A 13,322-nucleotide genomic window follows, 5' to 3' on the forward strand; every position below is an offset into this window, starting at 1 on the left:
AGGAGCCACGAAAATGCCCAGCGCCACCACATCATCCGCCAACAACACGTCCCTCAAACAGTTCGAGGTCTGGTTCCTCACCGGCAGCCAGCACCTGTATGGCGAGGACGTCCTCAAGCAGGTCGCAGCGCAGTCGCAGGAGATTGCCAACGCCCTGAACGCCAACAGCGACGTGCCGGTGAAGCTCGTGTGGAAGCCGGTCCTCACCGATTCTGATGCCATCCGCCGCACCGCACTGGAAGCCAATGCGGATGACGCAGTGATCGGCGTGACCGCATGGATGCACACGTTCAGCCCCGCAAAGATGTGGATCCAGGGCTTGGACCTGCTCCGCAAGCCACTACTGCACCTGCACACCCAAGCCAACCGGGACCTTCCTTGGGCTGACATCGACTTCGACTTCATGAACCTCAACCAGGCCGCCCACGGTGACCGTGAATTCGGTTACATCCAGTCGCGCCTCGGCGTGCCGCGGAAGACCGTCGTCGGGCACGTCAGTAATCCAGAGGTCGCCCGCCAAGTGGGCGCATGGCAGCGTGCCTCGGCCGGATGGGCCGCCGTCCGTACGCTGAAACTGACCCGCTTTGGCGACAACATGCGCAACGTCGCCGTCACCGAAGGCGACAAGACCGAAGCCGAGCTGCGCTTCGGCGTCTCGGTAAACACGTGGTCCGTCAACGAGCTCGCCGAAGCGGTCCACGGTGCCAACGAGTCCGACGTCGACGCCTTGGTTGCCGAGTACGAGCACCTTTACGAAGTGGCTGACGAGCTGAAGGCCGGCGGAACCCGCCACGAGTCGCTGCGGTACAGCGCCAAGATCGAGCTGGGGCTCCGCAGCTTCCTGGAGGCTAACGGTTCCGCGGCCTTCACCACGTCCTTCGAGGATCTTGGCGAACTACGCCAACTCCCTGGCATGGCAGTCCAGCGCCTCATGGCTGACGGTTACGGCTTTGGCGCGGAGGGCGACTGGAAGACCGCCATCCTGGTTCGCGCGGCGAAAGTCATGGGCGGGGATCTGCCCGGCGGTGCCTCGCTGATGGAGGACTACACCTATCATTTGGAGCCAGGCAGCGAGAAAATCCTGGGTGCCCACATGTTGGAGGTCTGCCCATCACTGACCGCCAAGAAACCGCGCGTCGAGATCCACCCGCTGGGAATCGGCGGCAAGGAAGACCCCGTCCGCATGGTGTTCGATACCGACGCCGGGCCGGGAATCGTCGTCGCACTGTCCGATATGCGCGACCGGTTCCGCTTGGTGGCGAACGTGGTGGACGTCGTCGACCTCGACCAGCCGCTGCCCAACTTGCCCGTAGCCCGCGCGCTCTGGGAACCGAAGCCCAACTTCGCCACCTCCGCCGCCGCGTGGCTCACTGCCGGCGCCGCGCACCACACGGTATTGTCCACGCAGGTGGGTCTGGAGGTGTTCGAGGACTTCGCCGAAATCGCCAAGACCGAACTTCTCACCATCGACGAGGACACCACCATCAAACAGTTCAAGAAGGAACTCAACTGGAACGCCGCGTACTACAAGCTGGCCGGCGGCCTGTGAGCACCGAATTCACGCTGGGCGCGGGCGGTTACACAGCAGTTGTGACCATCCGCGCTGCCGCGCTGCGCGTTCTGCAGTTTGAGGGCAGGGACCTCATCGTCCCGTTTCCGGAGGGCGGTCCGATCCCGGATTACCGCGGCATCATTGCTGCTCCGTGGCCCAACAGGATCGCGGACGGCAAATACACGTTCGACGGCGTCGATCACCAGTTGCCTGTCAACGAACCTGAGCGGGGCACTGCCCTGCACGGGCTCGCCTTCCCGCTCGATTGGACTCCGAAGGAGTCCGACGCCGGTTCGCTCACCCTCACCTGCACCGTGGGGCCCACGGCGGGTTACCCGTTCGTGCTGGAGCTTTCGGCCCGGTTTGTGCTGGACCACGCCGGGCTTCACACGTCGGTCACGGCCCGGAACGCCGGCAGCATCGCGGCGCCTTATGGCGTCTGTCCGCACCCGTATCTCGTGGCCGGGTCCTCGCCCTTGGACGAGTGGATCCTCGAGTTCGCCGCTGACTCGTTCCTTGAGGTCACGCCCGACAGATTGCTGCCCGTTGGTGTTGCGGGCGTGGACGGGCACGCCTACGACTTCCGTACCCCGCGCGCCATCGGCAGCACCGAGATCGACCACGCCTTCACAGGAATAACGTTCGACGACGGGCTGGCGCGGCTTTCCGTGCGGGACCCGGCGGGCACCGGCGTCGGAATGTCCTGGGACGAAAGCTGCCAGTGGCTGCAAATCCATACGGCTGACAAGCCGGCACCGATTCCGGGCAGGATCGGCCTCGCCGTGGAGCCCATGACCTGCCCGCCGGATGCCTTCAACAGCGGAACAGACCTGATCCGCCTGGAACCCGCGGCCGAGCACACGGCCTCGTGGAGCATCTACGCGCTGTAATTGACCCAAGTAGGTAGCAGATCAGGCCGTTCTGAACGCTGAGAACGGCCTGATCTGCTACCTACTTGGGTGCGCCGCGGCCGAGTCTAAGCGCCGGCAGTGCTTTGGCGGACCACAAGCTCGGGGGTGAACACGACGGACCGGTGCTTGGTTCCGCCGCTCTCCTGTTCTTCCGCGAGCAGCTCGATCGCGGTCCGGCCCAGCGCCTCAGTGGGCTGGCGGATGGAAGACAACGGGACCACTGCGGAAATGGCGAAATCGATGTCGTCATAGCCAATGAGCGCGATGTCCTCCGGAATCCGGACGGTCCGCAGCATGGTCAGCGATTGCATGACGCCGAGCGCCAGAAGGTCGTTGGAGCAGAAAACGGCTTCGGGACGCTTTTCCGGCGAGCGTTCCACCAGCTTGTTGCCCACCTGTCGTCCGGCGAGGACTGTCTGCCCGGCGGAGTCGAGCACCTCAATGCTGGCACCGGTCACCTCGCCCACGGCGCGCTGCGCGCCCTTGAGTCGGCTGGCTACCTGTCGGATGGTGGGGGTGCCAACAAAGGCCAGACGACGGCGGCCCGTGTCCAGCAGGTGCTTGGCGGCCAGATACCCACCTTCCTGGTCGTCCACGGAGACTGAGCTGCAGCGATCGGTGTCGGCGAGTTCGTCCACCAGAACCGTGGGAACGCCACGTTCGCGGAGCGTATCAATGCGCCCTGAAACGTCACCCACTGGAGAAATCAAGAGACCCTGTACGCGCTGCTCTTGGAAAAGGTCCATGTAGTGGGCTTCGCGGGAGGAGTCCTGACCGCTGTCCCCCACCAGCACTACGCTGCCCAAGGCCGCCGCCGCATCTTCCGCCGCGCGGGCTACGGAGGAGAAGAAGGGGTTTCCAACGTCCAACACGATCAGGCCAATGGTGCGGCTTTGGCCGGCGCGGAGCTGACGGGCGGCGTCGTTGCGGACGAAGCCGAGCTCAGCAATGGATTTGAGGACGCGTTCCTTGGTCCTCTGCGAAACCCTGTCCGGATAGTTCAGCACATTGGAAACAGTTCCCACTGCTACCTGGGCGTGAGTGGCAACGTCTTTGATGCTGGCTGTCTGGGACATGCTTTCCGATCTCCGCTGGCTGACGTCAATGTGTTGGAAACGCCTTGACACCCTCCCGTTTACGAGGGTAATTTGAATCGTAACAAATGAAACGATTCAAAGACGAGTAACCCTGGAGATCCGCACATGAGGGTTTGTTTCCGCTCTTCAGTCCAGCCTGAACTGATGGCCGAGTACAAGCAGCGCCACGCCGCCGTATGGCCGGAGATGCTGTCCGCACTGAAAAACGCAGGGTGGAACAACTACTCCCTGTTCCTCGCTCCCGATGGCCAGCTGATCGGCTACCTGGAATGCGAAGACTACGCAGAAGCGCAGGCCCGCATGGCAATCACGGAGGTTAACGCCCGCTGGCAGGCCGAGATGGCAACCTTGTTCGCCAACAATGACCTCCCTCCAGACCAGGGCTTCGAAATCGTCGAGGAAGTTTTCAACCTTGAGGATCAGCTCGCCGGAGCAGGCGTCACAGATGCCGCCAGCCCCACACACATCAACAAGCACGCCGCCCACGAATACCAAAAGGAACAAGCATGAACACCACAGAATCGGCCCTGGGCCGTCTAGGGGAACTGGCCATTGAAGTGCCGTCCTGGGCCTACGGAAATTCCGGGACCCGGTTCAAGGTCTTCGGCACCCCGGGTACTCCGCGCACCGTTCAGGAAAAGATCGCCGACGCCGCCAAGGTTCACGAACTCACGGGGCTCGCTCCTACTGTGGCGCTGCACATTCCCTGGGACAAGGTTGATGACTACGCCGCGCTCCGCGAATACGCTGCAGGGTTGGGCGTGGGGCTGGGCACCATCAACTCCAACACCTTCCAGGATGACGAGTACAAGTTCGGTTCCCTCACCTCGTCCAACCAGTCAGTGCGTCGCCGGGCCATCGATCACCACCTGGAGTGCATCGAGATCATGCACGCCACCGGGTCCAAGGACCTTAAGATCTGGCTTGCTGACGGCACCAACTACCCCGGCCAGGATGACATCCGCGGCCGCCAGGACCGCCTTGCCGAGTCCCTCCAGGAGATCTACGCGGGCCTCGGTGACGAGCAGCGCCTGGTCTTGGAGTACAAGTTCTTCGAGCCCGCTTTCTATCACACCGATGTTCCAGACTGGGGAACCTCCTACGCGCAGACCCTTGCACTCGGCGAGAAGGCCTTCGTCTGCCTGGACACCGGCCACCACGCTCCGGGTACCAACATCGAGTTCATCGTGATGCAGCTCCTGCGACTGGGCAAGCTGGGCTCGTTCGACTTCAACTCCCGCTTCTACGCCGATGATGACCTGATTGTTGGCGCAGCTGATCCGTTCCAGCTGTTCCGCATCATGCACGAGGTCATCCGCGGTGGCGGCTTCGGCAAGGACTCCGGTGTCGCGCTGATGTTGGACCAGTGCCACAACCTCGAAGAGAAGATCCCGGGCCAGATCCGCTCGGTCCTCAACGTCCAGGAAATGACCGCCCGCGCCCTGCTGGTGGACACCGCAGCACTCTCCGAAGCACAGCGTGCCGGGGATGTCCTGGCCGCCAACGGCATCTTCAACGATGCCTTCTACACCGATGTCCGCCCGGTCCTGGCTGAGTGGCGCGAATCCCGCGGCCTGCCCGCCGACCCGATGGCCGCGTACAAAGCCAGCGGATACCAGAAGAAGATCAACGAGGACCGCGCAGGCGGCCAGCAAGCCGGATGGGGCGCATAAAAGGCATGAACATGCAGAACACAGCCAAGATTGTTGAAGACCTGATTTCCCGTTCCAACCGCCTCGGTGCGGACAAGCGGAACACCAACTTCGCCGGCGGCAACACCTCCGCCAAGGGCACCGAGAAGGATCCTGTCACTGGCCAGGACGTTGAGCTCCTGTGGGTCAAGGGCTCCGGCGGAGACCTCGGCACGCTGAAGGCTGAGAACCTGGCTGTCCTCCGGCTGGACCGCTTGCAGGCGCTCAAGTCCGTTTACCCCGGCGTCGAGCGTGAAGACGACATGGTGGCCGCGTTCGATTACTGCCTGCACGGAAAGGGCGGCGCTGCGCCGTCCATCGATACCGCCATGCACGGGCTCGTGGACGCTGCGCACGTTGACCACCTGCACCCTGACTCGGGGATTGCCATCGCGACGGCGGTGGACGGCGAAGCCCTGACCTCAAAGGTCTTCGGCGACAAAGTGGTGTGGGTTCCCTGGCGCCGCCCCGGATTCCAGCTCGGCCTGGACATCGCGGCGATCAAGGAAGCCAACCCGCAGGCCATCGGCACCATCCTGGGCGGCCACGGCATCACCGCCTGGGGCGCCACCAGTGAAGAAGCAGAGGCCAACTCGCTCTGGATCATTGACCAGGCCGAGAACTACATCAAGGACAACGGCAAGACCGAACCCTTCGGCGCCAAGCTCCCTGGCTACGGCGCCCTGCCGGAAACGGAAAGAAAAGCCAAGGCAGCCGCCCTCGCACCCGTGATCCGCGGCCTGGCTTCCACGGACAAACCGCAGCTGGGGCACTTCAGTGACGACGCCGTCGTGCTTGAATTCCTTGAGTCCGCAGAGCACCCGCGCCTCGGCGCGCTGGGCACCTCCTGCCCGGACCACTTCCTGCGCACCAAGGTCAAGCCGCTGGTCCTGGACCTGCCGGCCGACGCCACCATCGAGGAGTCAACCAACCGCCTGAAGGAGCTGCACGCCGCGTACCGCGAGGACTACCAGGCGTACTACGACCGACACGCAGACGCTGATTCGCCCGCGCTACGTGGCGCTGACCCGGCCATCGTGCTGATCCCCGGCGTGGGCATGTACTCCTTCGGCAAGGACAAGCAGACCGCCCGCGTGGCCGGCGAGTTCTACATCAACGCCATCAACGTGATGCGCGGCGCCGAGGCCATCTCCACCTACGCCCCCATCGAGGAATCCGAGAAATTCCGCATCGAGTACTGGGCGCTGGAAGAAGCCAAGCTCGCCCGCATGCCCAAGCCCAAGTCCCACGCCACCCGCATCGCACTGGTGACCGGCGCGGCGTCGGGCATCGGCAAGGCGATCGCCACCCGGTTGGCGTCCGACGGCGCGTGCGTAGTGATTGCCGACCTCAACCTTGAGAATGCGCAAAAGGTCGCCGAGGAACTGGGCGGTTCCGACGTCGCCATCGGCGTCCAGGCCGATGTCACCGATGAAGCCCAGATCGCTGCTGCCATCCAGGAAGCCGTGCTCGCGTTCGGCGGCCTGGATCTGGTGGTCAACAACGCCGGCCTGTCCATTTCCAAGCCGCTGCTGGAAACCACGGAGAAGGACTGGGACCTGCAGCACAACGTCATGGCCAAGGGCTCGTTCCTGGTGTCCAAGGCCGCGGCCAAGGTGATGATCGATCAGGGCCTGGGTGGGGACATCATCTACATCTCCTCCAAGAACTCCGTGTTCGCCGGACCCAACAACATCGCCTACTCCGCCACCAAGGCTGACCAGGCGCACCAGGTCCGCCTGCTCGCTGCTGAATTGGGCGAGTATGGTGTCCGCGTCAACGGCATCAACCCCGACGGCGTGGTCCGCGGCTCCGGCATCTTCGCCGGCGGCTGGGGCGCCAAGCGCGCCGCTGTATATGGCGTGGACGAGCAGGAACTGGGTAAGTACTACGCCCAGCGCACGCTCCTCAAGCGCGAAGTCCTCCCGGAACACGTGGCCAACGCCGCGTCCGTGCTCACCAGCAACGAGCTCTCCCACACCACCGGCCTCCACATCCCCGTGGACGCCGGCGTGGCAGCAGCCTTCCTCCGCTAGGACCGACAGTGACCAACGGAACCACCGTGAACACCGCCCCGGCACATGCCGGGGCGGTGTCCGCTCCGCAGACAAACCAGGTTTTTGCCGCCATCGACATCGGCGCCTCCTCCGGCCGCGTCATGCTGGGTCGCGTCTCCCCCTCCACAGGCGTCTCCCTTGAGACGATCCACCGCTTCCCCAACGGGGTGGTGGAGCTCGACGGCGGACTCCACTGGGACTTCGACGCCCTGTTCGCTGAGGTACTCAAGGGTTTGGCAGCCGCCGCTTCCGTGGCTGGCGCCAACGGGGAACGCATTGTGAGCATCGGCATCGACACCTGGGCTGTGGACTACGGCTTGGTGAACGACGCCGGCGAACTCACCTCGGTTCCGTTCAGCTACCGGGATGAGCGCAGCCGGGCAACGGTGGAGCGGGTCCATGCAGTTATTCCCCCTGAGAAGCTGTACGCCACCACCGGCTTGCAGTATTTGCAGTTCAACACCGTGTATCAGCTCGCTTCAGAACCGAATCTGGACGGTGTGCAGGCTCTTCTGATTCCGGACCTGATCGCGTTCCTGCTCACCGGTGTTCGCCGCACCGAGGCCACCAACGCCTCCACTACAGGACTGTTCGACGCTGTTGCGGGCCAGTGGGCCACGGAGTTCCTGGACGCTCTGGGCCTGCCCCGGAACACCTTCTCTGAGCTCATCCAGCCCGGAGAAACCGTGGGCACACTGTTGCCGGCGATCCTTGAGCAGACGGGCCTGCCCGCAGACACCACAGTGGTGGCCGTGGGCTCACATGACACAGCCTCGGCGGTGGCAGCCGTTCCCGCGCAGGAACAGCACTTTGCCTACATCTCTTCCGGCACCTGGTCGCTGGTGGGCGTGGAACTGAACAAGCCCGTGCTCACTGACCCGAGCCGGAAGGCCAACTTCACCAACGAACGCGGTGTGGACGGCACCATCCGATACCTCCGCAATGTCGGTGGCCTGTGGTTGCTCAGCGAATGCCAGAGGGCTTGGGCTGCGCAGGGATTCAGCCAGTCGCTGCCCGCGTTGCTCGACTCGGCTGCCGCACTGCCAACCGGCGGTCCACAGATCAACGCTGACGACCCCGCGTTCACGGCGCCGGACAACATGCCGGACCGCATCCGCGCTGCCGTGCGCAACACCGGTGCCGTGCTCCCGGACCGGCCCGCCGCCGTCGTGCGTTGCATCATGGACAGCCTCGCGGCCGGTTACGCGCGGACTCTTGCCGACGCCGAGCGGCTAACGGGCCGCAGCACCGGCGTGGTGCACATTGTGGGCGGCGGTTCGCAGAACCGGCTCCTCTGCCAGCTCACTGCGGACGCCACGGGCAAAACCGTGATCGCGGGACCTGTGGAAGCGACCGCGCAGGGCAATGTCCTGGTGCAAGCACGCGCTGCGGGCGTGGTGGCCGGCGGGCTGGCTGAGCTGCGCGCGCTGGTGGTGGCAGGCGAAGAACTGGTGCGCTACGAGCCAGCCCAGGAGGTCAGCGACGTGGCATCCTGACCTTCTTTGGCAAAGGGATGGCCGTGAAACAACCTGCAGGGGTTGTTTTGCGGCCATCCTTCGTTCAATCAAGGTCAGGAAGCCGCACGGCCACCAGCCCGAGTCTGGTACGTCACAGCGCCGGGTGAGGGTGCCGCGCTAAACTGATCGCATTATGATCCGCACAATGTTCAAGTCCAAGATTCACCGTGCAACGGTGACCCATGCCGACCTCCACTACGTCGGTTCGGTCACTGTCGACCTGGACCTCCTGGACGCGGCCGACATCCTTCCCGGCGAGCTCGTCTCCATTGTGGACGTCACCAACGGTGCCCGGCTGGAGACGTACACCATTGCCGGCGAGCGCGGTTCCGGCGTGATCGGGATCAACGGTGCAGCGGCACACATGGTCCACGTTGGTGACACCGTCATTCTCATCACCTACGCGGAGATGACCACCGAAGAGGCCCGGACTTATGAGCCCCGTGTGGTCCACGTAGGCAAGGACAACAAGATCACGCAGCTGGGCAACGATCCCGCCGAGGGCCACACCCCCGGCCTCATGCGCCCGCCGCATGCGCTCAGCAACGCAGCGCACCTCAGCTAAGGCTCCACAACAACGCTCGACGTCGGCACTTACCGAAGTGCCGACGTCGAGCGCGTTGTGAGTCCGTATGACGGAACTCTCAGCAGAAAACGCTTACTTGGGAGGCGGTTCTGGCTAGGCTGGGAACCGTGATCCACCGAAACCCCACCCGCAAACTGTCATGATTGGCGTCCTGTCCGGGTTTTTCGTGGTGTGGGCCATCATTCTGGTGGGCATGTTTGTTGGACGTCGGAACATCCTGGGTGAGAACGCCCGGTCCGTGTTGAGTTCGCTGACGTTCTTCGTGGCCAGCCCGGCTCTCCTGTTCGAGACCTTGAGTAAAGCCAAACTGCATGACGTCTTCGCGGCTCCCCTGCTGGTCACGGCCGTGGGCGCCGTACTGACGGGCCTGCTGTTCTTCCTGATGGTGAAGTTCTGGCTCAAACGCAGCATGCCGGAGTCGCTCATGTCGTCCATGAGCGCGTCCCTGGCCAACTCGGCCAACCTCGGCATCCCCATTGCCGTCTACGTGCTGGGTGACGCCAGCTATGTGGCGCCGCTGCTGATATTCCAGTTGGCGTTCTTCACGCCGATGTACCTCATGGCCCTCGATGCCAGCACCAGTTCGCATCGCACCACTCCCCTGCGTTTCCTGCTGATGATCGTGAAGAACCCCATGATCGTGGGCTCGGCGCTCGGGTTGCTGGTGGCCGGTACTGGTTTCCAAGTCCCTGCGCTGATTGTGGAACCCATCCACCTCATTGGCGGCGCAGCGATTCCGGCCATGCTGATGGCCTTCGGCATGAGCCTGAACGGATCCAAGCCCCTGCGGAAGGCCTCAGGACGCCGCTTGGACACTTTGCTGGCGAGCGGATTCAAGCTGGTGGTCCACCCTCTGATCGCGTACCTGTTCGCTCGCTTCGCCTTGGGCATGGACGGTCACGCACTGTTTGCCGTGGTGGTCACGTCCGCGTTGCCCACAGCCCAGAACGTGTTCGTTGCGGCCAACCGTTACCAGGCAGGCATCACCGTAGCCAAGGACACCGTGCTCATCACCACCATCGTGGCCGTACCTGCCATGATCGCCGTGGCGCTGCTGCTCGCCTAGCGCCCCCTCACCCAAGTAGGTAGCAGATCAGGCCGTTCCCAGCGCTGAGAACGACCTGATCTGCGACCTAGTTGGGTTACTCCACGTCCGCGCTGGCCAGGTAATAATCCAGAAGCTGGGCGCAGCGGATGAAGCCCAGATGCGAGTACGCCTGAGGATGGTTGCCCAGATGCGTTTCCGTGCCGGGATCATATTCCTCCGGCAACAGGCCCGTGGGTCCGAACAATGCCACCAACTGATTGAACAACTCCAAGGCATCATCCAGGCGGCCAACAGCAAGGTACGCCTCGATCAGCCAAGTAGTGCAAATGTGGAAGCCGCCCTCCAAACCCGGCAGACCGTCGTCGTACCTGTACCGGAAAACGGTGGGTCCCACGCGCAACTCGCGCTCAACCGCAGTGACGGTATCCAGGAAGCGCTGGTCCTGAACATCCAACAGACCCGAGAGCCCAATGTGGAGGACCGCGGCGTCCAAGTCAGGGCTGTCGTAAGCCACAGTGTAAGAAGCTGCCGACGAATCCCAGCCCTCGCGAAGGACTTCCTCCCGGATTGCCCGGGCAGTGGGCTCCCAGTCAGCGTGGGGTGTGCGCCCATGCAAAGCGGCAGCCCGGAGGGCCCGGTCCAGCGTGACCCAGCACATCACCTTGGTGTAAACGTGGTGCCTTGGGGCCCGCCGCGCTTCCCAAATCCCGTGATCAGGTTCGTGCCAGCGGGCCAGCACCGCGTGGGCCATCTGCTCCATCAGGAACCAGTGTTCATCGGGCAGGAACCCGCGGCGCTCGGCAAGATCATGGATCAACTCGGCGATGGGCCCAAACACGTCCAGCTGCACCTGGTGGTCCGCCGCGTTGCCAATACGAACCGGCCGCGAGCCCGCGTAGCCGGGCAGGCTTTCCACGATGGCCTCCGTGGAGAGCGGCGCCCCGGTCACCGAGTAGAGCGGATGCAGCCACTCGGGCCCCGGCGCATTCTGGAGGATACGGTCCAGCCAGGCCAGGAAACCGTCGGCCTCCTGCGAGGAGCCCAACGACACCAAGGCATTCACGGTCATGGAACCGTCCCGCAGCCAGCAGTAGCGGTAGTCCCAGTTCCGGGTACCGCCGATGCCCTCAGGCAGTGAAGTGGTGGGCGCGGCCAGCACAGCGCCGGTGGGCTCATGAACGAGCGACTTCAGCACCAGGGCGGATCGGCGCACCAACGACGTTTTGATGCTGGGCAGCTGCAGTGCCTTGATCCACTCCCGGGAAGACTGCCCGACGGCGGTGCGCCGGTTTGGTTCGCCGCCCGGGTCCGCGGGTGGCGGCTCGGTGTCACCGCAGCGAAGATTCAGCACCACAGGACCATGGCTGAGGGGAACTTCAGCCGTGGCCGTGGCATATTTGCCGTCGCTGGTGATCCGGAAGGGAACCCCGGGTGCGGAGAGGATGATCGGATCCGAAGTACCCATGATATGGACCTCGTCGCCCCGGACCTCCATGCTGAACGGCGCATTGGCGTAGTCCGGCCTGGGCGCGAACACCACGCGCGCGGTGCCCGTCCCGGAGAGCACCCGCACCAGGCTGGTGATCCCTTCGGGTGCAGGCTCCAAATAGTCAGTGACGGTGACGTCGGCCCAGCGCGTCTCCACGATCATGGTGTTATCCACATACCGCTGAGCCAGCACCTGCGATGGCTTCACCGGTTCTATGCTGAAGTGACCGGCGGGTTCACCGCCAAGAATGTGGGCAAAAATAGATCCTGAATCAGGCAGGGGGTGGCTCATCCAACAGACCTTGGCGTCCGGGGTCAGCAATGCCGTGGAGCTCCCGTTGCCGATCATGGAGTGCCGTTCCAGCCCCACCGCATCTTCGCCGAACAGCCATGCACGCCGGAGTTCGAACAACAAAGCCAGCACACGCGCAAAGGCTTCCGGGTCCGCAATGGTGTGCGCCGCCGTCGTATCCCCTGGGCCGACATGAAGGCCGAGGTCCGGTCCGCGCAGGGTGGCGATCGCTTTTTCGTCGCTCTCAGCGTCCCCTGCGTAGAGTGCCGCGCTCACTCCGAGCCGGGCGCGCAGCTGCTCCAGAGCCTGGCCTTTGGCAGGCTCCTCCACGGTGAGGTCCAAAACGGTGCCGTCGATGATGAAGTACAGCCCGAACTCGATGGCAATCTTCTGAGACAGGAAAATCACCCGATCCACCACCTCGGGGGTTGCCGGCCGGGTATGCACCGCCATGCCCACAGGCTTACGGACAATGCTGATGCCCTTCTCAAAACCCACCGCCTCGGTCAGCGCCGTAGCCACGTGTTGGAGCAACTGTTCCGTGGCCAGGGAAAGGGTGTAGGCGTAGCCCATATCGAACTCCACACCGTGGGAACCCACCAGATGAACCTCGGCCGGAAGCCGGGAGACCGCTGCAAGATCCCGCAAGGACCGTCCGGAGATGATGGCCGTGTGAGTGTTGGGCAAGGCTGCGAGTGCACGGAGCGCCACCGCCGCACTGTCCAGCGGCAACGTCTCAGTGGATACTCCCTCCGCGGAGCAGAGCGTTCCGCCGTAGTTGCACGCCACCAGCAGGCCTGGGACTCGGGCGAGTTCCCTGAGTTCGGCAAAAAGCTGCGGCGTGATTCCACTCTCCTCGTCAGACTGGAGAACGGTGCGGAGGAGGCCAAGCGGGAGAGACTTCATGAGCAGCGCAGAGTCGGCTACTGCTTGGTTCAGGTGCGTAGGCATGGCGGATCCTTCCGGGGCGGATAGCTACAGTCTCCGCCCTTCCGGTTTCGCTTGACTACCTAGTAAGTTGCAAATGCGTAAAGCTTTTCCTTGGATTTATACGCGGCAGGATTCAAGCGCGGCAGGTCCCGC

General features: G+C 63.8%; 10 protein-coding genes. 8 read left to right on the forward strand and 2 right to left on the reverse strand.

The features are described from left to right. The first annotated feature begins 13 nt into the window (after positions 1 to 13). A complete protein-coding gene (araA, locus tag AR689_RS07205) occupies positions 14 to 1,549 on the forward strand; it encodes an L-arabinose isomerase (protein WP_062068470.1) in 1,536 nt (511 codons plus the stop codon). Beyond that, the gene (locus AR689_RS07210) at positions 1,546 to 2,442 is read left to right on the forward strand and encodes an aldose 1-epimerase family protein (RefSeq protein ID WP_062068472.1); all 897 of its coding nucleotides are present in this window, start codon (positions 1,546 to 1,548) and stop codon (positions 2,440 to 2,442) included. The genes araA and AR689_RS07210 overlap by 4 nt, the downstream gene beginning before the upstream one ends. A gap of 86 nt (positions 2,443 to 2,528) precedes the next feature. Here the strand turns inward: AR689_RS07210 and AR689_RS07215 are convergent, their stop codons facing one another. Further along, on the reverse strand, positions 2,529 to 3,539 hold the full coding sequence (locus tag AR689_RS07215) for a LacI family DNA-binding transcriptional regulator (protein WP_062068474.1): 1,011 nt from the start codon (positions 3,537 to 3,539) through the stop codon (positions 2,529 to 2,531). Between the two features lie 126 nt (positions 3,540 to 3,665). Between AR689_RS07215 and AR689_RS07220 the strand changes: the two genes are divergently transcribed. The 6 genes from AR689_RS07220 (at position 3,666) to AR689_RS07245 (ending at position 10,477) form a co-directional block, all read left to right on the forward strand. After that, positions 3,666 to 4,070, forward strand: a complete 405-nt coding sequence (locus AR689_RS07220; protein ID WP_062068476.1) for an L-rhamnose mutarotase — start codon at positions 3,666 to 3,668, stop codon at positions 4,068 to 4,070. After that, complete coding sequence (rhaI, locus tag AR689_RS07225; protein ID WP_062068478.1) at positions 4,067 to 5,233, forward strand: L-rhamnose isomerase; 1,167 nt, start codon at positions 4,067 to 4,069, stop codon at positions 5,231 to 5,233. The genes AR689_RS07220 and rhaI overlap by 4 nt, the downstream gene beginning before the upstream one ends. 11 nt (positions 5,234 to 5,244) lie before the next feature. Further along, positions 5,245 to 7,287, forward strand: a complete 2,043-nt coding sequence (locus tag AR689_RS07230; protein ID WP_062068668.1) for a bifunctional rhamnulose-1-phosphate aldolase/short-chain dehydrogenase — start codon at positions 5,245 to 5,247, stop codon at positions 7,285 to 7,287. An 8-nt stretch (positions 7,288 to 7,295) separates the two neighbouring features. After that, positions 7,296 to 8,804 (forward strand): rhamnulokinase, encoded by a 1,509-nt coding sequence (locus AR689_RS07235; RefSeq protein ID WP_062068480.1) that lies wholly within the window; start codon positions 7,296 to 7,298, stop codon positions 8,802 to 8,804. 154 nt (positions 8,805 to 8,958) lie between these two features. Next, a complete protein-coding gene (gene panD, locus AR689_RS07240; RefSeq protein ID WP_197412816.1) occupies positions 8,959 to 9,390 on the forward strand; it encodes an aspartate 1-decarboxylase in 432 nt (143 codons plus the stop codon). 160 nt (positions 9,391 to 9,550) lie between these two features. Beyond that, positions 9,551 to 10,477: an AEC family transporter gene (locus AR689_RS07245; RefSeq protein WP_062068482.1), complete on the forward strand. Its 927-nt coding sequence runs from the start codon at positions 9,551 to 9,553 to the stop codon at positions 10,475 to 10,477. A gap of 76 nt (positions 10,478 to 10,553) precedes the next feature. Here AR689_RS07245 and AR689_RS07250 read toward each other — a convergent pair whose 3' ends face one another. Further along, positions 10,554 to 13,190 carry a trehalase-like domain-containing protein gene (locus AR689_RS07250; RefSeq protein ID WP_062068484.1) on the reverse strand — a complete coding sequence of 879 codons (2,637 nt, stop codon included), beginning with the start codon at positions 13,188 to 13,190 and terminating at the stop codon, positions 10,554 to 10,556. Positions 13,191 to 13,322 lie beyond the last annotated feature (132 nt).

The sequence above is a fragment of the Arthrobacter sp. EpRS71 genome (assembly GCF_001512285.1).
Taxonomy (GTDB): Bacteria; Actinomycetota; Actinomycetes; order Actinomycetales; family Micrococcaceae; genus Arthrobacter.

Excerpts from the sequence above, each read along its gene's own strand:
- araA (WP_062068470.1), top strand. The coding sequence starts at position 14 with ATGCCCAGCGCCACCACATCATCCGCCAACAACACGTCCCTCAAACAG.
- AR689_RS07215 (WP_062068474.1), bottom strand. The coding sequence starts at position 3,539 with ATGTCCCAGACAGCCAGCATCAAAGACGTTGCCACTCACGCCCAGGTA.
- AR689_RS07220 (WP_062068476.1), top strand. The coding sequence starts at position 3,666 with ATGAGGGTTTGTTTCCGCTCTTCAGTCCAGCCTGAACTGATGGCCGAG.
- rhaI (WP_062068478.1), top strand. The coding sequence starts at position 4,067 with ATGAACACCACAGAATCGGCCCTGGGCCGTCTAGGGGAACTGGCCATT.
- AR689_RS07230 (WP_062068668.1), top strand. The coding sequence starts at position 5,245 with ATGCAGAACACAGCCAAGATTGTTGAAGACCTGATTTCCCGTTCCAAC.
- panD (WP_197412816.1), top strand. The coding sequence starts at position 8,959 with ATGATCCGCACAATGTTCAAGTCCAAGATTCACCGTGCAACGGTGACC.
- AR689_RS07245 (WP_062068482.1), top strand. The coding sequence starts at position 9,551 with ATGATTGGCGTCCTGTCCGGGTTTTTCGTGGTGTGGGCCATCATTCTG.
- AR689_RS07250 (WP_062068484.1), bottom strand. The coding sequence starts at position 13,190 with ATGCCTACGCACCTGAACCAAGCAGTAGCCGACTCTGCGCTGCTCATG.